At 58.4% G+C, this 21,655-nt stretch carries 18 protein-coding genes; 8 read left to right on the forward strand and 10 right to left on the reverse strand.

The genetic code is table 11. The features are described 5' to 3' along the window. Nucleotides 1-251 precede the first annotated feature (251 nt). From D9N14_RS17170 to D9N14_RS17185, 4 genes are all read left to right on the forward strand, one after another. The gene (locus D9N14_RS17170) at nucleotides 252-1,136 is read left to right on the forward strand and encodes a hypothetical protein (protein ID WP_290581978.1); all 885 of its coding nucleotides are present in this window, start codon (nucleotides 252-254) and stop codon (nucleotides 1,134-1,136) included. A 13-nt stretch (nucleotides 1,137-1,149) separates the two neighbouring features. Next, complete coding sequence (locus D9N14_RS17175; protein ID WP_290581981.1) at nucleotides 1,150-1,584, forward strand: substrate-binding domain-containing protein; 435 nt, start codon at nucleotides 1,150-1,152, stop codon at nucleotides 1,582-1,584. A 99-nt stretch (nucleotides 1,585-1,683) separates the two neighbouring features. Further along, nucleotides 1,684-3,450: a hypothetical protein gene (locus D9N14_RS17180; protein ID WP_290581983.1), complete on the forward strand. Its 1,767-nt coding sequence runs from the start codon at nucleotides 1,684-1,686 to the stop codon at nucleotides 3,448-3,450. 26 nt (nucleotides 3,451-3,476) lie between these two features. Next, nucleotides 3,477-3,905: a phosphate ABC transporter substrate-binding protein gene (locus D9N14_RS17185; protein WP_290581985.1), complete on the forward strand. Its 429-nt coding sequence runs from the start codon at nucleotides 3,477-3,479 to the stop codon at nucleotides 3,903-3,905. Nucleotides 3,906-3,922: 17 nt separating this feature from the next. Here D9N14_RS17185 and D9N14_RS17190 read toward each other — a convergent pair whose 3' ends face one another. Continuing rightward, complete coding sequence (locus D9N14_RS17190; RefSeq protein ID WP_290581987.1) at nucleotides 3,923-4,972, reverse strand: hypothetical protein; 1,050 nt, start codon at nucleotides 4,970-4,972, stop codon at nucleotides 3,923-3,925. Between the two features lie 68 nt (nucleotides 4,973-5,040). After that, nucleotides 5,041-6,375, reverse strand: coding sequence for a metalloprotease PmbA (gene pmbA / locus D9N14_RS17195; RefSeq protein WP_290581989.1), 1,335 nt, complete (start codon nucleotides 6,373-6,375; stop codon nucleotides 5,041-5,043). 75 nt (nucleotides 6,376-6,450) lie between these two features. Between pmbA and yjgA the strand changes: the two genes are divergently transcribed. Beyond that, complete coding sequence (gene yjgA / locus D9N14_RS17200) at nucleotides 6,451-6,987, forward strand: ribosome biogenesis factor YjgA (protein ID WP_290581991.1); 537 nt, start codon at nucleotides 6,451-6,453, stop codon at nucleotides 6,985-6,987. 9 nt (nucleotides 6,988-6,996) lie between these two features. On the opposite strand, the gene tldD is transcribed toward yjgA, so the two are convergent. From tldD to D9N14_RS17240, 8 genes are all read right to left on the reverse strand, one after another. Next, nucleotides 6,997-8,451: a metalloprotease TldD gene (tldD, locus tag D9N14_RS17205; RefSeq protein ID WP_290581993.1), complete on the reverse strand. Its 1,455-nt coding sequence runs from the start codon at nucleotides 8,449-8,451 to the stop codon at nucleotides 6,997-6,999. Further along, on the reverse strand, nucleotides 8,448-9,296 hold the full coding sequence (locus D9N14_RS17210) for a carbon-nitrogen hydrolase family protein (protein ID WP_290581995.1): 849 nt from the start codon (nucleotides 9,294-9,296) through the stop codon (nucleotides 8,448-8,450). The genes tldD and D9N14_RS17210 overlap by 4 nt, the downstream gene beginning before the upstream one ends. Continuing rightward, nucleotides 9,293-13,396: a YhdP family protein gene (locus D9N14_RS17215; RefSeq protein WP_290581997.1), complete on the reverse strand. Its 4,104-nt coding sequence runs from the start codon at nucleotides 13,394-13,396 to the stop codon at nucleotides 9,293-9,295. Before D9N14_RS17215 ends, D9N14_RS17210 begins: the two co-directional genes overlap by 4 nt. 12 nt (nucleotides 13,397-13,408) lie before the next feature. Beyond that, nucleotides 13,409-14,881 carry a ribonuclease G gene (gene rng / locus D9N14_RS17220; protein ID WP_290581999.1) on the reverse strand — a complete coding sequence of 491 codons (1,473 nt, stop codon included), beginning with the start codon at nucleotides 14,879-14,881 and terminating at the stop codon, nucleotides 13,409-13,411. Further along, entirely contained in the window at nucleotides 14,874-15,503 is a 630-nt protein-coding gene (locus D9N14_RS17225) for a Maf family protein (protein WP_290582001.1), read from the reverse strand. Before D9N14_RS17225 ends, rng begins: the two co-directional genes overlap by 8 nt. Then, a complete protein-coding gene (mreD, locus tag D9N14_RS17230) occupies nucleotides 15,493-15,984 on the reverse strand; it encodes a rod shape-determining protein MreD (RefSeq protein WP_290582003.1) in 492 nt (163 codons plus the stop codon). Before mreD ends, D9N14_RS17225 begins: the two co-directional genes overlap by 11 nt. Then, the gene (mreC, locus tag D9N14_RS17235; protein ID WP_317622641.1) at nucleotides 15,971-16,936 is read right to left on the reverse strand and encodes a rod shape-determining protein MreC; all 966 of its coding nucleotides are present in this window, start codon (nucleotides 16,934-16,936) and stop codon (nucleotides 15,971-15,973) included. Before mreC ends, mreD begins: the two co-directional genes overlap by 14 nt. A 188-nt stretch (nucleotides 16,937-17,124) precedes the next feature. After that, entirely contained in the window at nucleotides 17,125-18,162 is a 1,038-nt protein-coding gene (locus D9N14_RS17240) for a rod shape-determining protein (protein ID WP_290582005.1), read from the reverse strand. 257 nt (nucleotides 18,163-18,419) lie between these two features. Here D9N14_RS17240 and gatC point away from each other — a divergent pair, with 257 nt between their 5' ends. The 3 genes from gatC to gatB are packed head-to-tail and all read left to right on the forward strand — an operon-like array spanning nucleotide 18,420 to nucleotide 21,635. Continuing rightward, complete coding sequence (gatC, locus tag D9N14_RS17245; RefSeq protein ID WP_290582007.1) at nucleotides 18,420-18,707, forward strand: Asp-tRNA(Asn)/Glu-tRNA(Gln) amidotransferase subunit GatC; 288 nt, start codon at nucleotides 18,420-18,422, stop codon at nucleotides 18,705-18,707. A gap of 16 nt (nucleotides 18,708-18,723) precedes the next feature. Continuing rightward, nucleotides 18,724-20,178, forward strand: a complete 1,455-nt coding sequence (gene gatA / locus D9N14_RS17250) for an Asp-tRNA(Asn)/Glu-tRNA(Gln) amidotransferase subunit GatA (RefSeq protein WP_290582009.1) — start codon at nucleotides 18,724-18,726, stop codon at nucleotides 20,176-20,178. Nucleotides 20,179-20,189: 11 nt separating this feature from the next. Beyond that, the gene (gatB, locus tag D9N14_RS17255; RefSeq protein WP_290582011.1) at nucleotides 20,190-21,635 is read left to right on the forward strand and encodes an Asp-tRNA(Asn)/Glu-tRNA(Gln) amidotransferase subunit GatB; all 1,446 of its coding nucleotides are present in this window, start codon (nucleotides 20,190-20,192) and stop codon (nucleotides 21,633-21,635) included. Nucleotides 21,636-21,655: the final 20 nt, after the last annotated feature.

Here is a 21,655-nt window from a genome sequence, read left to right on the forward strand (position 1 = left end):
CCGTTTGGTGCAAATTGGGCCATCAAATGGCCAAAAATGAAGAGATGCTTGGCTTGTTTTCTTGAGATTGGTGCCAGTTGGTATTTTGCAGGCCAATTACCAAGTTATTCAGAGGTTCCTTAGGTAAAGGCGCGGAGGATTATGATGCTGAAATCGCCTGGGCGTATTTCACTTACCAGCTCAGTGACAGTTTTACCGTAAAAGGCGGACGTCAGCGCCTGCCTTACTTCCTGTATTCCGATTTCCTTGATGTGGGTTACGCGTACCACTGGATCGCGCCACCATCAGAAGTGTATGAATTGGGCGGCTTCGACAACATCGACGGGGTCAACCTGGAATACTACGGCGACTGGGGACCGGTGATTTCCCGAATCAACCTGATTGCCGGTGCCACCTCCACCACCTCAGGGGATTTGGCCGTATCCAGTGAAGACCATTGGGTTATCAGCTGGAACATGAACTGGGACTGGCTGACGTTCCAGGCCACCTACAGTGAATCCGAGGTTACCGTAGATGGCATCAACTTGATCGCCGACGGTGTCAACGAAATTATGACTGCGTCCGGTTTCCCCCTGACCAGCGATCAGCTGAACAGCCTGAGTATGGATCGTGACCGGGGTTACTTCAGCGGGGTGGGCCTGGCAGCAGACTGGGGTACTTTCTTTGCTTCTGCGGAATACACCGACGTGGGTGTTGACGATTCCCCACTCAACAACCAGAAAAAGTCCTGGTACGTATCCGGCGGTTTCCGCACCGGCAAATTCACCTACAGCCTGACTGTGAGCAATGCGGATCTGCCCAACAACCCGGACACCGTCGACACATTAACCGATGACCTGATTCCGGCGGCACCCGGGGATCAGAATGTGATGTTCTTCCTGGATCAAGCCATCGCCGGAGCACCGGACACCTTCGCTGAATACAGTACCGAACAGCTGGTGGACGCCATCAACAGCACCCTCATCGCCGGTTATGACGTGGACACCTACAACTTCACCGTGCGTTATGACTTCCACCCCTCTGCTGCTTTGAAGTTTGACTATTCCAAGCAGGAAGCCGACTACTTCGACGTATACGGCAACACCACCAGCCGTGAGCCTGAACTGGTTCGCATCGGCGTAGACCTGGTATTCTAAGGGGAGATGGCCAATGAAAAAATCAATAACACGCAAGCTTGTCTCCGGTGTATTGGGTTCTGCCATCCTGCTGGTATCCAGCGCACTTTGGGCTGAAACCGCCGTGGTGGTAAACCCCGGCAATGACGTTCCGATCACTTCAGATGATGTGGCAAAACTGTACCTGGGAAAAACCAAAACCTTCTCCAACGGTAAACCCGCCACGCCGCTGGAACGTTCAGAAGGCAGTGCGATTCGTCTCCAGTTCCTGGAAAAAATTGTGGACAAAAGCGAATCGCAAATGAAAGCATACTGGTCTCGTCTGATTTTCACGGGTAAAGGGGTTCCCCCCAATGCTGTGGATTCAGATAAGGAAGTGAAGGAACTCGTTGCCAAGGATCCGGGCGCCATTGGTTACATCGACGTAACCTCAGTGGATGATACAGTGAAAGTGGTGCTGACGTTCTAGTGCTGCTGCAGTCCGGCCCTGCGCTGTGCGGGGTCGGACAGTATCATCCGCAATACGCAGGTTGCACTTACATAGATAGATTGGGTAGTCCGGTTCAACATGGTTAAACGAAATCTTGCTATCAGCGCGTGTGCGATAATTTCCGTTGCTCTCTCCTCTTCCCTTCAGGCGGACAGTTTTGATGATGCCGTCAATCTGTACCTGAAAGGCTTTGACCACTGTGTCGAGGCTCGCAACGCCGTTGGTTCCAACAACGTGCAGAAAGCGAAATCCGAGTTCGGCCGCTACCTGGATTTTCTGGATAAAGCCAAGGCCATCGACAGCTCCATCATTGGCTCTTCCCGACGGGAAATGGACAGCAACCTGAAGTTCTGTGACCGGGTCCGCCACGACATGGAAATCATCATCGGCACCCCCATGATCGAAGAAGCCTTTGCCGCCTGTGAACAGACCTTCTCGGCCATTGAGCAGAAGAACGTGGATCAGGCCAATATGTATCATCAGCAGTTTATTGAGCTGAAGGATAAAGCGGTCGAGGCGGCGCCCAGCTTGAAATCCGTATTCAGTATTACCAGCCAGATCCGCCGCTGCGAGCGGGCGGAGAAAAAAATCGGCCGCTTGAACTCCAGCCAGAACGTGGCAGCGCTGATCAAGAGCGTGGACGAGGACATCGTGAACTTCAATGCTTACTGCGACAACGGCTTGAAGGAAACCACCGGCTCACCGCTGAGCTACGCCGCCATTACAGCCGCCAACAGCACACTGAAAACCGCTCGCTCACTGGAGCAGACCGCCGTCAAGGAACTCAATGGGCTGAAAGCAGAGGCCAATGACCCTGCCACCATCAGCTCCCTCACCAGCAAGTTGGCCAGTGGTCAGCAATGCCTGGGCAAACTGTCTGCGGCAGTCAATAAAAAAGAAAGCGAGATGGTGGCAGCAGAAGCCACTTTGCAGAAATACTCCACGCAGCTGGCGGACGCGGGTAATGTATGCAAGACCATCGGCAAAATCCCCCCCAACAACACAGCCGCCTATCAAAAAGCCAAAACCAGCTATGAATCCGCCCGCTCATCGCGCACAGCGGTACAACGCCGGCTGGCCAAGGACCCGCTGTACAACAGCGCAGAAGGCCCTTCCAACGCCGACATCAAGCAGCAATTGGCCAGCTTGAACCGATGCCTGGCCGACGCCGAATCGGAATTGAAAGCGGTGATTGTGGCGGCGCCCCGGCCGGCGCCTGTGGCCATCGCCAGTGTGCCCGTCAAAACCAGCGCCAGCCAGGCGGAAGCCAAAGCCACCCCTCCTGCAACCAAAGCGGTCATCAGCCTCGACATGGAAGGCCTGACACCGGAATGGGTACTGGCCTATTGGGAAGAGACCGGGGCCAGTATTGAGTCAGTGGACATTGAGTTGCTGCAGAGTGGATTCGGCAAACCGCTCTACATCGCCACCCCCAAGACCACGCTCAAATTCAGAAGCGGGGACTTCTCCACCAACCAGATTTTTGCAGAAGTGGAACAACTGAATTATCGCGAAAAGTTGGCACAGCTCCGCTATCGTCAGCGGGGCACTGCGGCGGTGAGCTGGCAACCCAACACCGTGGCCACTTTGAAAAGCAACCAGGAACGGGTCGCACCATCCTATGTGGCCAATGTGACCTCCACCCAGTTTTCGCAACTGGCTTTTGATGAAAATTCCCAGTCATTGAACATCAACCTGGCAAACCCCGGCACGGGGAAAACCGGATACATCCTGATGCCGGGCTACGATCCGGTGAAGTTCACCATCGGCCAGGGTGAAGAAGCTCAATATGATGTAAAGATCAACGATTCCGTTAGCGGTCGGATGACCATAAAGGGTGAGTAACCCCAGACATTCGGAGAGGGACAACTATGAATCGACTCAATCGGATAAAAGCCATGGCCGCGGGGATCACCCTTGCGCTCCTATCAAACATCGCGTTCAGCGATGTGGCGGTGATCGTCAACCCCGGTAACGACGCCCAACTGGAAGCCGATGACATCGCCAAGATCTATCTGGGTAAGATGAAGCGTTTTTCCAACGGCAACCTGGCCATCCCACTGGACCGTACCGAAGGTTCGGACATACGCATCAAGTTTCTGGAAAGTACCGTGGGCAAAGATGAAACCAAGATGAAATCCTACTGGTCGCGGCTGATTTTCACCGGCAAGGGTGTTCCGCCCAAAATCGTGGAGTCGGGGCAGGAGGTGAAAGAATTGGTTTCCCGTAACCCCGACATTATCGGCTACATTGATTCCAGCGAAGTGGACGACAGCGTCAAGGTCATCGCCACATTCTAAACCGGTTTCGGAGGCGCTCACGGCGCTTCCGAACACGTCTCCACGCCCAAAGCCGCCAGATCCACCATCACCAGCTGATTGCCCTGACCGGCCTGTACGCCACGGCTCTCTGTCACCAATACCGAACCTGCCTGAAACCCGGACCCGGGCTGCGCGAGGATGGCCGACGGGCTGCTCAACCCGGGCGGAGACACCCGCACAGCGGAGCCATCCACAGGCACATACACCAGCCGGCCTTTCACAAAGTCGGTAATCAAAAACCCATCACAGTAACGGTCGAAGTCGTCCAGTACCGTCAGATTGCGATAAAGAATCTGCGCCGCACCCGGCGTTCCATCCACCTGCAGCGGCACCCGTTTGAAGAAGCCAATGTCGGTCAGGTAGATATCGCCCTCCCACACCCGCACACCATTGGCCGCGTAAACCTGTTGTTGCGGCCCGATCCAGTGCTGAACATAGTCGGACAACACCGGTTCACCGGCACTGAAGTCAAACACCGCTTTGCTGACACCACCCTGGGCCACGAAGAAATCCTCATCGGCAATCAGGATGGCATTCTGTTCAGGCAGGGCGTCCAGGCCATTGGGAAACTGGAAGCCGCTAAGTGCCATGACGTCGATCAGGCGACCGTCTTCCAGGGAGTACGCCTTGAGCACACCGGCCTGGTCGAATTTCAGGTCCCCCAGACGCAAACCGGAGGACTGGGCGCACACGAAGAACAACCATTGGTTGAGCTCCGCCAGGCCGGCAAAATAGGAACACCGGGTATCCCGCGCCACCGGAACCGTCCTGAAGCCCTGCTCATCCTGCTGCAACTGGTAGAGCGCATCCTTTCCGGTGATGAATATACGACCGTCACTCAGCTGGCGGATGTTTTCAGCGGAGGGAATCTGCACCAGGGGTTCTTTCGGCAAACAACCGCTCAACAGCAGCACGAAGGCAAGCAGGAACCCGCGGCTCATGAAGGCGTTCTTTTTGTGATTGGCCAGATTATGATTGGCCAGATAAAGGCTGGCCGGAATAAGTCCCCGTGGGTCAGCACGAAGGTGAGCACGAAAGTCAGACAAGTACATCATCCTTGATACCTCTAACGTTAAAAGATAATAACTTCTATCAAAAAAGCCGTTTCCCTGGCCTATTTTCCTGCAACGGTCATGCTGTCCACCAGAATGGAGCCCACCTGGACATTGCCGCGGGCATCCACGTCACTGCCGACGCCACGCAGGTTACGGAACATGTCCCGCAGATTGGCCGCCACGGTCACCTCAGACACCGGAAACTGCAGGGTGCCGTTTTCGACCCAGAAACCCGCCGCCCCCCGGGAGTAATGACCGGTCACCAGGTTAACACCCTGCCCCATGACATCGGTCACCAGCAGGCCGGTGCCCATCATGCTCAATAACTCATCCAGGGAATGGGTGGAACTGCAGCGCAGATTGCGCACGCCGCCGGCATTGGCCGTGCTCTGCAAGCCCAGGCGGCGGGCGGAATAGGTGCCCAGCACATAGTGTTTGAGTATCCCCTGCTCGACAAAATGTTTGCCATAGGTCGCCAGGCCATCCCCATCCACAGGCGCGCTGGCGGGCCCCTGGGGCAGGTGCGGTAACTCGAAAATGTTCATCCAGTCAGGGAACAGGGTTTGCCCCAGGCTGTTCTCCAGGAACGAGGAATGTCGATACAGACTGCCGCCGGAGATGGCGCCGATAAAATGACCCAGCAGGCCACCGGCAATTTCAGGGGCGTACAGCACTGGGAACTCACCGGTGGGAACAGCGCGACTACCCAGCTTGCGGGCAGCCCGTTCGGCGGCTTTGCGGCCCACGTCTGCACCCTCCTGCAACTGGCCGGGCACCCGGTGGGAGTAGGACCAGCCACCCCGTTCCATGGTCTCGCCCTTGGGCCCTGTCTCCGCCGCAATCAGGGCACAACTGATCCCGTGACGGCTTTGGGGGTATGCCACCACCAGGCCATGACTGTTGCCATAGGCACGCACCGACGCGGACGTCCCCACATAGGCACCGTCACTGTTTTTGATGTGAGGCTGGGACAAGCCGGCAGCTTCACAGGCCTGCGCCATTTGAATGGCCTGCTGCGGATCGATTGCCCAGGGGTGATACAGATCCAGGTCCGCGATGTCCCGGGCCATCAGGGCTGCGTCCGCCAGACCGGAGCACGCATCCGGGGCGGTGTGGGTGGCCACATCCAGGGCTGCCTTTACCGCCCGTTCAATGGCGGCGTCGGAAAAATCCGAGGTGGACGCACTGCCCTTGCACTGGCCCCGGTATACGGTAATGCCAAAACCGTGGTTACGGGTGAATTCCACTTTGTCCACGTCACCGTTGCGCACACTCACCGACAATCCCTGGTCCTGGTAGGCACCGACTTCCGCGGTGGCCTGATGTTGCTCCGCGATGTGCAACGCCAGTCGAATTCGATCCTGCAGTGTGTCTAGCTCGCGTTCAATATCCATTAACATCCTCGGTAGATGATAGACAGCTGTGATATGATGCCCGGTCTGAACAGTATAACCGCAACACCCTGAGATATGGCCAAATTCGACGACATCGAGTCTTTTGACGAAGACGATCCAAGCCCCAGCAAATCCTCCATCAAACGGGAAGCCGAACGCCTGAAAAAAATCGGCGAGAAGTTGCTGGAGATGAGCGACGCCCAACTGGAAAGCTTCAAGCTGGATGACAAACTGGCCCAGGCCATTGCCGAAGGCAAGCGCATCAAGAGCCGGGAAGGCCTGCGGCGCCACAAACAGTACATCGGCAAAGTCATGCGGGACGTGGACACGGAGGCGCTGGAAACCCGGCTGCAGGAAATCGAGAACGCCCACACCCTCAATACCCGCGCCTTCCATGAACTGGAAACCCTGCGCGATGAACTGATCAACGGGGATAACAGCACAGTGGGCACGGTGATTGAACGCTTTCCCGGTGTGGACACCCAGAAGTTACGTCAGCTGGTGCGCAATGCCAAGAAAGAACAGCAGGCCAATGCCCGCTCCCAGGATAAACCGGAGAGCGCCCATGCCCGCAAGCTGTTCCGTTTCCTGCGGGAAGCCGGAGGCAACTAGCCTGGCACCCTAGCGGGTGCCGCCCACCACCAGCTCATCCAGTTTCAGGGTCGGCTGCCCCACCCCCACCGGAACGGACTGACCTTCCTTGCCGCAGGTGCCTACCCCTTTGTCCAGGGCCAGGTCATTGCCCAGCATGGACACTTTGGACATGGCCTCTGGGCCGTTACCAATCAGGGTGGCCCCTTTCACCGGCGCGGTGATCTTGCCATCCTCGATCAGGTAGGCCTCGCTGGCGGCAAACACAAACTTGCCGGAGGTGATGTCCACCTGACCACCGCCGAAATTCACCGCATAGAGCCCTTTTTTCACGGACCGAATGATATCTTCCGGCTCATCCTGCCCCGCCAGCAGATAGGTGTTGGTCATGCGCGGCATAGGCAGGTGGGCATAGGATTCCCGGCGTCCGTTCCCGGTAAGGCCATGGCCCATCAGCCGGGCATTGTGCTTGTCCTGCATATAGCCCTGCAGAATGCCTTTCTCCACCAGAGTGGTGTATTGGGTTGGCGTTCCCTCATCATCCACCGTCAATGACCCGCGCAGGTCCTGCAACGTGCCGTCATCGACGATGGTGCACAATTCACTGGCCACCGAGGTGCCGATGCGACCGGAGTAGTTGGAGGTGCTTTTGCGATTGAAATCCCCTTCCAGCCCGTGCCCTACGGCTTCGTGCAGCAAGACACCGGGCCAGCCGGAGCCCAGCACCACCGGCATGGTGCCCGCCGGGGCGTCAATGGCTTCCAGATTCACCTGGGCCATTTTGATGGCATCCTCCACATACCGGGTCACCGTCGTCGAGTCGAATAGTGCATAGCCGGTACGACCACCACCGCCGCCATTGCCCCGCTCCTTACGGCCATTTTTTTCCAACACCACGCTGACGCTGAAGCGCACCAGGGGGCGCACATCCGCCGCCAGGGTGCCGTCGCTGGCCAGTATCAGCACGGTTTTCCATGAACCCACCAGGCTGACGCTGACGTCCACCACATGGGGGTCCATGCGTCGGGCCAGGGTATCGGCCTGCTGCAGCAAGGCCACTTTCGCATCCGGGCCCAGGGTGTCCAGGGGGTTGGTCATTCTGTACAGGGGATGATGGTGCCTGCTTTGGATGGGCTGCACCTGGCCGCCGGGACCACCGGCGATGGACGCGGCCGCCGCAGCCGCCTTGCGAATGGATTGCAGATCCGCCTGATCGGAATAGGAAAAACCGGTTTTCTCACCGCACAGGGCCCGTACCCCCACACCACCACCGACGCTGAAGCTGCCGTCTTTGACGATGCTGTCTTCCAGGCTCCAGGACTCCGAGATGGTTTTCTCAAAGTAAAGATCGGCGAAGTCCGCCCCCTGTCCCAACATGGACTCCAACACCGGAACCAGGCAGCGCTCATCCAGTGCGCCGGGCACCCACAATGTCTCCTGGGCCTGCTGCAACTGGCCCTGCTGCAATCGGGAATGTGAACTCATGTCAGCTCCGTTTTGGCAAATCGTTTGTGTTGCAGGACGGGCATGGCGTCGCGAATTTCCCGCTGCCAGTCCAGATCCAGGTCCGCCAGCACCACTCCCGGGCCGGATTCCAGTTGCGACAGTACCGTACCCCAAGGGTCGACAATCATGCTGTGCCCCCAGGTCTGGCGTTTTTCCGAATGCTGCCCACCCTGATTGGGGGCAATCACGAAGGCCTGGTTTTCAATGGCCCGCGCCCGCAGCAGAGTTTCCCAATGGGCCTCCCCGGTACGATAGGTGAACGCGGAGGGAATCGAAAACAGGCTGGCGCCGGCTGCTGCCAGACATTGATACAGTTCGGGGAAGCGCAGGTCGTAGCACACCGTCAAGCCCAGGGAACCGGCCACTGAATCCGTGGTCACCCACTGCGCCCCAGGCTCAATCACGCGGGATTCCCGGTATTGTCCCTGCTGGTCCTGCACCGCCACGTCAAACAGGTGAATCTTATCGTAACGGGCACAGAGCTCACCCCGGGCATTGAAATGCAGTGAGCTCGCCGTTACCCGGGTGCCGCTAACGGCGTGGCCATCCGGGCGCACCCGCATAGGAATGGTGCCTCCCACAATTTCCAATCCCAGAGTGGACGCCTGTTGCTGGAGAAAGCCCGAGAACAATTGCGTAGCCCTTTCCTCTTCCCCCCAGCGCAACAGGTTATCGCTGTCCAGCACGGCAAAATTCTCCGGCAATACCGCCAGGGCCGCACCCTGTTCCGCCGCCTGCGCAAGCAGTTGCTCCGCCGTTCGCAGGTTATTGTCCACATCGAAATTGCTGACCATCTGGATGGCCGCCACCCGCACCAGGGTCATGGCGTCACCCCCTCAGGTGGCGACTGGGGTTGCAGCGGTGCAGTTTTGTCCGCCGCTTTCTCATTGCGCATGACCGCCTCACCCACTTGCTTGGGAATGATGCTGAAGGAATCCTTCACCGAGATCTCCGGTTGCTCAAAGGTACCTTGGATATCGTACTTGATGGTGGTGAGCTTATCGAACTGCTCGCCGAACATTTTCTCCACCACAAATGCGGTCGCCGCCGCCGGCACCCCACCGATCACGGCCGCGGGCAGCACCAGATTGCGGGTCACCGGCAAGGTCACATCCAGCCCCAGCGCCAGCCGATCCTGTTGCAGGTCCACCTTGCCCTCGGCGTTCATTTTGATGGCAGGGGAATTCAGCTTCACCTGGGAAAGGTCAAGCACGCCGTTGTCCAGCCTGATGCTGCCACTGAATTCATCGTACACCATATCCGACTCACTCAGATCATCAAAATCCAGCTGCAATCGGCGCATCAGGGTTTCGAAATTCAGCAGACCCCAGAGTTTGCCGGCAGCATTGGAACTGACGTTATAGAACACACCACTCTTCAGTTTCACCGACACATTCCCCGCCAGCCGGGGCAAGGCGAATTCAAAGGGCGCTCCCGGCCAGGTCAGGCTGCCTTTGGCCTCGGCGGTTTTGCTGCTGAGGGTGGGGGTTCCCCCCATGGCTTTGATGGCGTCTGCGGCATTGGCGGCGTTGGCTTTGCCTTTGAAACTGGTCGAACGCACGCCTTCGGTCTCGCTCCAGCGCCCACTGCCCACCAGGGAAACGCCGTCCACCTGGGCGCTAAGACTTTTCACCTGCAAGCCGTCTGCAACCGGGCGCGCCTGAAAGACCCAACGCCCGAACTGGGCATCACCCACACTGAACGCCGCGACGGTAACGTCCAGTGGTGGCATCAGCAGGGGAGACACATCAGCCGGCTGCCAGTCTTGCGCCGTTGCCGGGGCCACGCCCCCCGTGGCGCTTGCCCCGCCCTTGCCGGTGTTGACCTGCAAACGATCCAGGTTGACCTCCACGGGCCGGGTCTGCCGGGCATAGTTCTGTGGTGGACCCAGCAGGTAGTCCGGCAAACTCGCGTGGCCACTGGCCAGATCGTTGTTAAGCCACAGATTCCAGTAGCCCTGGCCGCGGGTCAGGCGTAAATCGGTCTGGCCGAGGGCCTGCCCCTGGAGGGTGAGATCCTGGATTCTCAGCTCAGAGTCGTCCAGCATGGTGAGCACGGCCGCAGCAGGATTTTCGGCAGCAGCGACACCGGCACCCAGGTTCGCACCGGCCCCTGCCTTCGCCCCCGGCGCGCCTGGCACGGTTTTGACATCCGCCCCGGCGGAGAGTCGTGCCTTCCATTCCTGATCATCAACGCGGGACACACTGCCGGTCACACGCAGTATGTCCCGCTCTGGCAGGCTGGCATCGCCCTGGCCCAACAGTACAGATCCGCGGCGCAAGCCATTGTCATCAAACAGCAGCGCCACGTTGGCCAACTCGCCATACTGCACACCCAACTCAAAGGGGGACACACCGAGATCCAGGGTGAGCGCAAAGGGTTGTGGCTGGCGCACCGGCTTGCCAAACGGTTCCGGGAGTTTGACCTCCACATTCTCCAGCTGGCTGTGCACCACCAGTTGGGGTGACAGCGTTTTATCCGACTGCCCCATGGGGATGAGGATCTGGGTCTGGTATTGCAATGGTCCGCTGGCGTAGCCCAGGAACGGGATGTCCCGCCAGCGTTGCAACGCCTGGATGGTGGTATTGCCGGTCAGATCCAGCTGCGTCCACTGGCCTTTGCCCTTGGCAACGGTTTTCATGTCGCCTTTCAGCTTGCCCCCCAGAAAGGTGCCTTCCAGGCGTTTGGCGGACAGCCCCTTCTGCAAATCAAACTGCAATTCCCCCTGGGCATCCTTCACCTGAAGGTTCTGGCTGGTCAGTGCCACCCGGCCGTGCTTCAGCATCACGTCGGTGGTGGATCGAATCTGATGGGCATGTTCTTTTTGCAAGGGAATATCCAGGGAAAAGCCCACGTCCACTTCCCCCTGCAGGACGACATTCTCCACAAACCCACCGATCTGCTCCCGCAACGGGGACTGGGTGAGGATGGAAAAAGCCTGCTCCGCCGGACCGGAAGTCTGGGCCCGCACACTCAAGACATGGGCCTGCGACGGGTCATAACGCGGCAGCGCCACCGAGCCGGACTGCAGCGCCTGACCGTAATAGGAACCGGCCAGAATGCGGGCATCCACTTCCCCCCGATCCACCACCACATCGGCAACACCCTGCTTCACCGGCTCTTTCCAGTCCGGCAGGAATCTCATCTCGGCATCACGTACGGTAAAGCCAAGCACCACACCCCGCGGTTCCTCCTGATCCCGACGCACCGGGCCGTGCACCAGGATATCCCCACGCATCAGGTGGCCATCAACAATGGCATCATCCAACCAGCGCAGCAGGGCATCGTCAATCACACCGGCCGGCAGATACAGTGACTTGTGTTTGCCATCCCCATTGCGCAGGGTGGCCTGTAGTTGCAGGAACGGACTGATGCTGGTGTCTTTGGGGATGGACAGTGACATCTGGGTGGCGGATTGGGCATGTTTTGAATTGAGGTACATGGGGCCGGACTGCAACAACAATTGATCATCCAGATCCCGCAGAATGATATTGGCGTCCACGTAATTGAGGGTGAGCACATCGCGAAACAGTTGCGGGTAGTTCAATTCCAGGTAGGTTTCGTCCACTCTGAACAGGGTTACGCCTTTTTTGCCCCATGCCCGCAGGTCCAGATCATAGAGCCCCGGTATTGCGTTCCAGGGTCGGTTTTGAAATGCATTCAGGTTCAAGGCGAAGCGGTAGTCCTCCACCTTACGATCCTTGAGCAACAGTTCTATGGCTACATCCTGTAACTGACCGGCGGGACGCAATTTACTCAGGGTCTGATGCAGTTTGGAATCCCGCGCCTGGGTTCCCAGGTAGTAATTCACCCAGGGTTCTATGTCCATGTCATCCACTTTGATGCGGTAACGGGTCCGGCCGTTATCCTGCTGTGTGGCATGCAGGTTCATAAAGCTGGGCATCCACAAAAAACGCGCGGTCTGCATACGGATGTCCTGCAGATCCAGGCGCCAGTCACTGGCATCACCAGCCCAGCGGGCCTTGCCCGTGAGGCTCTCGATATGGGGGGGCTTGATGTCGTTTTTGCTGGTCAGCGACAGGTCCTCCACCGCGAAATCCGTGAGGATCTCCTGCAGTTCACCGGCCTTGAAATTGAGCCAGACACTGGCACTTCCCTGTAGGCTGTCCAGGGTGGCATTGGCGCTGGTGCGTCGCGACGGCGGCACCCAGGGCAACCAGTTGGCATCTTCCGCCCGCAAATACACACCACCGTGCAAACTGCCCTTGCTGAACACGGAACCGGTGACCCGGCCTTTCAGTGAAAAGCGCACATCACTGGGGCCCTGGGCGGTGAGTTCCCCCAGAATATAGCGGCGGCGTTTGCCTGCCTCGGTGCGGAATTCATGCACAGTGAGGGCAACCGGTTCACGGTAGAGGCCGGTGACGCTGAACTGACTGTTGCGCAATTCAATGAGCGGTTGTGCCAGCAACTGATCCAGCCGCGAGGAGGTGTTGTTCACGCCAGCCGCAGCAGTCGGCGGGCGGTTGTTATTGGCATTCTGCTGCAGGGAGAGGGACTCAAAGCCCGCCACCTGAATGCGCCCATCCTTGAATGAGGCACTTCCCGTGGCCCCCTCCACCTGCAAACGGACCCGGGGTTGCAAGCTCAACAGCGAGCGCAGCAGCAGAATTTCCAGATCCAGGGTATCGATGTGCGGTGCTTCCCCGCTGGCATCCGCCAGGCGAATGGACACATCACGCAGGGTGAAACGGGGGGCCAGACCGGTCCAACTGCCGGCAATGGAACCCAGTTCCAGGTGCACAAAAAAACGCTCGTTAACCCAGCTCACCAACTCCGGCTTGAAGTCGTCAACCTGGTCCACCAGCTCTCGCGCCACGCCGACGAAGATGGCCACCAGCACCACCAACACCACCAGCAGGCTGAGGAGCCCACGCAGAACTCCGGACGCCACTCGCTTCACAGGGCGCTCCCGCTACATGAGCACCACATCAAACTCCTCCTGGGAGTAGAGTGTTTCCACCTGAAAGCGAATGGTTTTTTTAATGAAAATTTCCAGGTCTGCCACGTTGGCGGATTCCTCATCCAACAGACGGTCCACCACGGCCTGAGATGCGATCACCAGAAACGACTCCACCTCATAGGCGCGAAACTGACGCAGGATCTCGCGGAAAATTTCATAGCAGACGGTTTCCGGCGTTTTGACAATGCCGCGGCCGCTGCAGGTAGGACAATCCTCGCACATCACCCGGGCCAGGCTTTCGCGGGTGCGCTTGCGGGTCATCTCAACCAACCCCAGTTCAGACACCTGGGTGATCTTGGTTTTGGCGTGATCCCGCTCCAGGGCTTTTTCAAACATGCGCAACACCTGACGGCGGTGCTCGGGGTCTTCCATGTCGATAAAGTCGATGATGATGATGCCGCCCAGATTGCGCAGCCGCAGCTGGCGGGCAATGGCCTGGGTGGCTTCCAGATTGGTTTTGAAGATGGTTTCTTCCAGGTTGCGATGCCCCACAAACGCCCCGGTGTTCACATCGATGGTGGACATGGCTTCGGTCTGGTCCACGATGAGGTGACCGCCGGATTTCAACGGCACCTGCCGCGCCAGGGCTTTCTGGATTTCCTGCTCCACACTGTACAGGTCAAAGATGGGACGCTCGCCAGGATAATGCTCGATGAGGGACTCCACATCCGGGATGTATTCACGCACAAACTCGATCACATTGCCGTAGGTTTCCCGGGAATCGATGCGCACTTTTTCCACGCCGGGGCGCACCTCATCCCGCAACGTGCGCATGGCCAGGGCCAGGTCACGGTGGATCAGCGTCACCGGGTTGGAGCGGGCAATCTTGTCGTTGATGGAGCGCCACAGCCGGCGCAGGAAGTCCACGTCCCGACGCAGGGCATCCTCGTCGGCCCCTTCCGCCGCAGTCCTTAAGATGAACCCCTTCTTGGGGATGTCATCACGCTCTTCCAGAATGGTGTCCATGATGCAGCGCAGCCGCTCCCGCTCCTGGTCGTCTTCAATGCGCTGGGAGACACCGATGTGATCGGTATAGGGCATGTACACCAGGAACCGGGAGGGAACCGAAAGATGGGTGGTGAGGCGCGCGCCCTTGGTGCCGATCATGTCCTTGGTGATCTGGACCACAATGGGCTGACCCTCTGCCACCAGATCGGAAATATTGGGTGTGGCGTCGCCGGTTTCATCCGGCTTGTCCGCCTGCCAGATATCCTTGGCGTGCAGGAACGCCGCACGCTCCAGGCCGATATCCACGAACGCCGCCTGCATGCCCGGCAGCACCCGGGCCACTTTGCCCTTGTAAATACTGCCCACCAGGCCGCGCTTGGCGGTGCGCTCCACAAAGAGTTCCTGCACCACCCCGTTTTCCACCACCGCCACGCGGGTTTCCATGGGAGTCACATTGACCAGTAATTCTTCACTCATGGGATACTGTCTCTGGCGTTCGCCACAGGCTCACACCGGCCTGCTTCAATAAATTCGCTGTTTCGTATAAGGGTAGACCCACCACGCCACTGTAACTACCGGACAGGTTTTCCACAAACACCGCGCCCAGGCCCTGTATTCCATAGGCCCCGGCTTTGTCTGCCGGCTCACCGGTGCGCCAGTATTGACGGGCCTCTGCCTCATCAATGCTGCGGAACTGCACCTCGGTCACCGAATACGCCAACTGGGTTGCCGGGCAATCAGCACCGTCGCTCACCAACGCCACCGCCGTCATCACCTGGTGGGTCTGGCCGGAAAGGGCCAGCAACATGGCCACGGCATCCGCTTCATCTGCGGGCTTGCCGAGAATGCGCTCCCCCAGCACCACGGTGGTGTCTGCCCCCAGTACCGGACGCAGCAGCTGACCCTCCATTTCCACCCGGCTCAATACGGCATCCGCCTTGGCCTGGGCCAGTCGGCACACATAGTCCAACGGTGATTCCCCCGCCAGCACAGCCTCGTCCACGGCCGCACTCATGACGGTGAAACGCACCCCGATCTGTTGCAACAATTCCCGCCGCCGGGGTGAGGCGGACGCCAGATAAACCCAATCAACTGCCACGGTGACCTCTCAAATAGCCCAAAGCCAGACTCACCAATGGCCACACCAAGGCAGACACGACCACCGATACCCAATACCAGAACGTCCAGGGTGTCATTTGGACAGCCCGCATTACCAGAATACTCACTAACTGGTAAATGCCCACCAGCACCAGAATGGACAGGCACTGCTGCCACACCGGGAACACCCGGATACGCAAATGCAGGACGTAGGCAATATAGGCCACCATCCCCAGGGCCAGCGCATTCTGACCCAGTACGGCGCCGGTGAGCACATCCAGGAACAGCCCTACCAACCAGCCACTCACCACCCCGATGCGATGGGGCATGGCGATGACCCAATAAATGAGCACCAGGGGCACCCAGGCCGGGCGCAGCCCAATGGCCCATTCCGGCAGGGGTACCGCCGCCAGGATTGCCGCCAGCACCAGACTGAAGATCACCACCCCGATGCCGTCAGCGGCCACTCTACTGTCCACCATCGGTCACCTCCTGGGCGGGGGATTCCTGTTTGGTTACAGGTTCCTGTTCTGACGTGAGTTTCTGTTCAGCTTGGGGTTCCTGGTCAGATTGAGGCTCGGCGGCACCAAACAGTAACGGCACCAATTTGCGACTCTCCTCGGAAAACACCATGAGCACATGGCGGGAGCGGTCCAGGTTGGCCATGGGCTTGGCCTCCACCACCGCAAAGGGCTGCCCGGGGTCGTGTTCCACCTTGGTCACCACCCCCACCGGATAGCCCTTGGGGAACCGCCCCCCCAGGCCGGAGCTCACCAGCAGGTCCCCGCGTACAATATCGGCCGTGTCCGGCACATGGATCAGGTTAAGCTGATCCAGCTTACCCGACCCCACCGCAATGGCCCGCACCCCATTGCGGTTCACGTGCACCGGAATGCCATGGGAAATATCGGAAATCAACAACACCCGGCTGGAAAACGGGCCCACTTCGATGACCTGGCCCATCAGGCCTTCTGCATCCAGCACCGCCTGCCCCACAAACACCGAGTCCCCCGCCCCCTTGTTCACAATGGCTTCGTGGCGATAGGGGTCGGGATCAACACCAATGATTTCGGCGATCAGCACCTGATCATCCACCAGATCCGATGCGTTCATCAGCTCCTTGAGGCGGGTATTTTCCGCAACGGTGGAGGCCAGCTTCTGCACCCGACGCTTCAGCACCAGCACCTCTGACTGCAGGCGGGCGTTTTCCTCCTCCAGCTCACTGCGGGACAACACACTGCTCTGGGACCAGGTCGCCACCTGGGCCGGGATGTCCGCCACGTATTGCACCGGCGCGATGGCCACGCCCAGGGTGAAACGCAGGGGATTGAGCACATCCGAGCGGTGATCCACAAAAATCATGGCAAAGGAAATAACGGAAAACAGCACCAAACGGTAGCGATTTGCTGTGTTCTGACCAAATATCGGTTTTATGGCGCTACCCTCCCGCCAGCCGGGATCGTGCCGATGCCATGCCTGTTATCCATCACAATATTCAGTGTGGTTACCTGGTTCTTTAAAACGTGAAAGCCGGCCCTGGTGAGAATCCGGCCGGCTTTAGCGAAGGTGTGGGACGCGGGTGTGCGCAACGGGGTTGCGTGTAAGGCTCCCATGGACAGCGATCAGTCCACTGAGAACATATCAAACCCGCTCTTGTCCATCATTTCCATGGCCTTGCCGCCACCACGGGCCACACAGGTAAGCGGGTCTTCCGCCACGATCACCGGCAAGCCGGTTTCTTCCGCCAGTAACAGCTCCAGATCCCTCAGCAGGGCACCACCGCCGGTGAGCACCAGGCCGCGCTCGGCGATATCAGAGGCCAGTTCCGGCGGGGATTGCTCCAGCGCGCTTTTTACAGCGGATACGATCTGGGACAGGGGTTCCTGCAGGGCTTCCAGAATTTCGCTGCTGTTGAGGGTGAAGGAGCGGGGCACCCCTTCTGCCAGGTTGCGACCGCGCACATCGATTTCCAGCAGTTCCTTACCGGGGAAAGCACATCCGATCTCCTGCTTGATGCGCTCAGCGGTGGCCTCACCGATCAGGCTACCGTAATTGCGGCGCACATAGGTGACGATGGCTTCATCAAACTTGTCTCCACCCACCCGTACGGAGTCGGAATACACGATACCGTTCAGCGAGATAATGGCGATCTCGGTGGTACCACCACCGATGTCCACCACCATGGAGCCGCTGGCCTCTTCCACCGGCAAGCCCGCACCAATGGCCGCCGCCATGGCCTCTTCTATCAGATAGACTTCACGGGCACCCGCCCCCAGGGCGGATTCCTTGATGGCTTTGCGTTCCACCTGGGTGGATTTGCAGGGCACACACACCAGCACGCGGGGGCTGGGGGTGATAAAACTGTTTTCGTGAACCTTGTGGATGAAATGCTGCAGCATTTTCTCGGTAACGTGAAAATCCGCAATCACCCCGTCCTTCAAAGGGCGGATGGCGGTGATGTTGCCGGGGGTTCGGCCCAGCATGCGCTTGGCGTCCATTCCCACCGCAGCCACGCTTTTGGCACCATTTTGCTGCCGAATGGCCACCACAGACGGCTCATCCAGGACGATACCGCGATCTTTTACATAAATAAGGGTATTGGCGGTCCCCAGATCAATTGAGAGATCTGTGGAGAACATGCCACGGAGACGTTTAAACATAGAAGGATTGACAACCCATCGAGCGGTTAAATGATTCTGGAAATTCTTGTAGTTACATTAGTTACACTATTGCGGGAACAATAGCAGTGCGGGGGCGGTTCGGCAAGGGAACCGGTCTAACTTTCCCACATCTTTTATGCACTTAGATCCGCTCCATACCATTGGCCACAGCCCCCCTGCTGCACGGGGTCGGGATCGACCCGCAGCCAAATTCTGGTACCATACGCCCTTTGCCGAATTCACTGCCGGAGAACCCCATGGCATTGGACAAAGAAGACGTCACCAAAATTGCCCATTTGGCCCGCCTGCAGGTGGCCGACAGCGAGATTGAGGCCACCACTGAGCGGTTGTCCTCCATTCTGGGCCTGATCGAACAACTGGAGGCCGCCCCCACCGACGGCGTGGAGCCCATGGCCCACCCCACCGATGCGGTGCAACGCCTGCGGGAAGACGTGGTCACCGAAACCAACCACCGCGACGAGTACCAGCAGATCGCCCCGGCCACCGAAGGTGGCCTGTACCTAGTCCCCAAAGTGATTGAATGATCAGGTAACCCATTCCATGCATACCAAAACCCTGAAAGCCCTGTCCAACGCGCTGGCGGCGGGCGAAGTATCCAGCCAGGAGCTGACCCGGCATTTCCTGGATCGCATCAAACAGCTCGATCCCGGCGTCAACAGCTTCATCACCGTCACCGAAGAACAGGCGCTGGCCCAGGCCAAAGCGGCAGACGAACAAAGAGTTGCGGGTAATGCCACCGCGCTTACCGGTGTGCCCATCGCCCACAAAGACATCTTCTGCACCCGGGGCGTGAAAACCAGCTGTGCCTCGAAAATGCTGGACAACTTCATCGCCCCCTATAACGCCACGGTTGTGGAAAAAATGAACGATGCTGGCATCGTGACCCTGGGCAAAACCAACATGGATGAGTTCGCCATGGGCTCCTCCAATGAAACCAGCTTCTATGGCCCGGTGAAAAACCCCTGGAATACGGATTGCGTGCCCGGCGGCTCATCCGGCGGCTCCGCAGCCGCTGTGGCGGCCCGCCTGGCCCCGGCCGCCACCGGCACCGACACCGGCGGCTCCATCCGCCAACCTGCCAGCCTGTGCGGCATCACCGGCCTGAAGCCCACCTATGGCCGGGTGTCCCGTTGGGGCATGATTGCCTTCGCCTCCTCCCTGGATCAGGCGGGCCCCATGACCCAAACCGCCGAAGACGCCGCCCTGCTGATGAACGCCATGGCCGGTTTCGACCCCAAGGATTCCACCAGTACCGATATTGAAGTGCCGGATTACACGGCGGACCTGAACAAGCCTTTAGATGGCCTGCGCATCGGCCTGCCCAAAGAATTCTTTGAAGACGGCCTGGATGCCGGGGTTGGCCAAGTGGTGCAGGAAGCCATCGCCCTGTACGAAAAGCTCGGCGCCACCCTGGTGGACATCGAACTGCCCAACACGCACCTGTCCATCCCGGCGTACTACGTTGTGGCCCCGGCAGAAGCCTCCTCCAACCTGTCCCGTTTTGACGGTGTCCGTTTTGGTTATCGCTGCAAGGATCCTTTAGACCTGGAGGATCTCTACAAGCGCAGCCGCGGTGAAGGTTTTGGTGAAGAAGTAAAACGCCGCATCATGATCGGCACCTACGCGTTGTCTGCCGGTTATTACGATGCCTATTACCTGAAGGCACAAAAGGTTCGCCGCCTGATCAAGAATGATTTTGATGAGGCCTTCAAAAACGTGGACGTGATCATGGGCCCCACCTCCCCCAATGCCGGATTCAAACTGGGGGAAAAAGCCTCCGATCCGGTCTCCATGTATCTGTCGGACATCTACACCATTTCCGTGAACATGGCTGGCTTGCCAGGCATTTCCATTCCTGCCGGCTTAAGCAACAGCCTGCCGGTGGGTTTGCAAATCATTGGCAACTATTTTGACGAAGCCCGTTTGCTGAACGTGGCCCACCGCTATCAACAAGAAACCGACTGGCATGCGCAAGTGCCAGCGGCATTTGTATAAGGAGGCCCGCCATGTCATGGGAAGTGGTCATCGGATTGGAAGTGCACGTACAGCTGGCCACCCAATCCAAAATTTTCTCCGGCTCCTCCACCGAATTCGGCGCGGAGCCCAACACCCAGGCATCCCTGATTGACCTGGGCATGCCCGGCGTGCTGCCGGTATTGAATGCTGACGCCGTCGAGAAAGCGGTGAAATTCGGCCTGGGTATCGACGCCCAGATCACGCCAAAATCCGTCTTCGCCCGCAAAAACTATTTTTATCCCGATCTACCCAAGGGCTATCAGATTTCCCAATTTGAATTGCCTATCGTGGGTATGGGGCACATCGAAATCACCCTGGAAGATGGCAGCACCAAGCGCATCGGCGTCACCCGTGCCCACCTGGAAGAAGACGCAGGCAAATCCCTGCACGAAGATTTTCACGGCATGAGTGGTATCGACCTCAACCGCGCGGGCACCCCTTTGCTGGAGATCGTATCCGAGCCCGATATGCGTTCCGCCAAAGAGGCCGTGGCCTACGCCAAAGCCATTCACTCGCTGATTCGCTATCTGGGTATTTCCGACGGCGATATGTCTCAGGGTTCCATGCGTTGCGACTGTAACGTATCCCTGCGCCAGAAGGGCGAAGAGAAATTCGGTACCCGTCGCGAGATTAAAAACGTCAACTCCTTTAAAAACGTGGAGAAGGCAATTAACGCGGAAATCGAATGGCAAATGGATGAGTTGGAATCTGGCCGCGAAATCCAGCAGGCAACGGTTTTGTATGATGTGAACAAAGACAAAACCTTCGCCATGCGCAGCAAGGAAGAAGCCAACGATTACCGCTACTTCCCCGATCCCGACCTGCTGCCGTTGGAAGTGACCGAAGCGGTGATCAATCGCGTACGCCAGGATCTGCCAGAGCTGCCCACCCAGAAGATCGAGCGTTTTATGGCAGAGCTGGAGCTGTCGGATTACGACGCCCGGGTGCTGGCCGCCGATCGCGTATTGGCGGATTATTTTGAAACCGTGGTGAAAGAGTCCGGCGCCAAACCCAAACTGTGTGCCAACTGGGTGAGCGTGGAATTGCTGGGCGCGCTGAACAAAAACGACCTGGATATTGATACCAGTCCGGTCAGCGCCGAGCAGCTGGGCGGCCTGGTAAAACGCATCGCCGACAACACCATCTCCGGCAAGATCGCCAAACAGATCTTCGAAGAGCTGTGGAACAACGGCGGCACAGCGGACCAGATCATCGAAGCCAAAGGCTTGAAGCAGGAAACCGATACCGGTGCCATCGAAGCCATCGTCGATCAGGTGATTGCAGACAGCGCAGATCAGGTAGCCCAATACCTGGCCGCTGACGACAACAAGCGGAAAAAGTTGATCGGCTACTTCGTCGGCCAAACCATGAAGCTCTCCAAAGGCAAGGCCAACCCACAAATGGTGAACCAGATTCTGGCGAAAAAACTGGTTTAGCTTTTTGGCCTCACTTGTCT

Origin of the sequence: Ketobacter sp. (genome assembly GCF_003671495.1) — a bacterium.
In the GTDB taxonomy this organism is placed as follows: Bacteria; Pseudomonadota; Gammaproteobacteria; order Pseudomonadales; family Ketobacteraceae; genus Ketobacter.

Bases quoted from the DNA above. Each gene is read 5' to 3' on its own strand.
- D9N14_RS17175 (WP_290581981.1), top strand. From the start codon at position 1,150: ATGAAAAAATCAATAACACGCAAGCTTGTCTCCGGTGTATTGGGTTCT.
- D9N14_RS17180 (WP_290581983.1), top strand. From the start codon at position 1,684: ATGGTTAAACGAAATCTTGCTATCAGCGCGTGTGCGATAATTTCCGTT.
- D9N14_RS17185 (WP_290581985.1), top strand. From the start codon at position 3,477: ATGAATCGACTCAATCGGATAAAAGCCATGGCCGCGGGGATCACCCTT.
- pmbA (WP_290581989.1), bottom strand. From the start codon at position 6,375: ATGGATATTGAACGCGAGCTAGACACACTGCAGGATCGAATTCGACTG.
- yjgA (WP_290581991.1), top strand. From the start codon at position 6,451: ATGGCCAAATTCGACGACATCGAGTCTTTTGACGAAGACGATCCAAGC.
- tldD (WP_290581993.1), bottom strand. From the start codon at position 8,451: ATGAGTTCACATTCCCGATTGCAGCAGGGCCAGTTGCAGCAGGCCCAG.
- D9N14_RS17210 (WP_290581995.1), bottom strand. From the start codon at position 9,296: ATGACCCTGGTGCGGGTGGCGGCCATCCAGATGGTCAGCAATTTCGAT.
- rng (WP_290581999.1), bottom strand. From the start codon at position 14,881: ATGAGTGAAGAATTACTGGTCAATGTGACTCCCATGGAAACCCGCGTG.
- mreD (WP_290582003.1), bottom strand. From the start codon at position 15,984: ATGGTGGACAGTAGAGTGGCCGCTGACGGCATCGGGGTGGTGATCTTC.
- D9N14_RS17240 (WP_290582005.1), bottom strand. From the start codon at position 18,162: ATGTTTAAACGTCTCCGTGGCATGTTCTCCACAGATCTCTCAATTGAT.
- gatC (WP_290582007.1), top strand. From the start codon at position 18,420: ATGGCATTGGACAAAGAAGACGTCACCAAAATTGCCCATTTGGCCCGC.
- gatA (WP_290582009.1), top strand. From the start codon at position 18,724: ATGCATACCAAAACCCTGAAAGCCCTGTCCAACGCGCTGGCGGCGGGC.
- gatB (WP_290582011.1), top strand. From the start codon at position 20,190: ATGTCATGGGAAGTGGTCATCGGATTGGAAGTGCACGTACAGCTGGCC.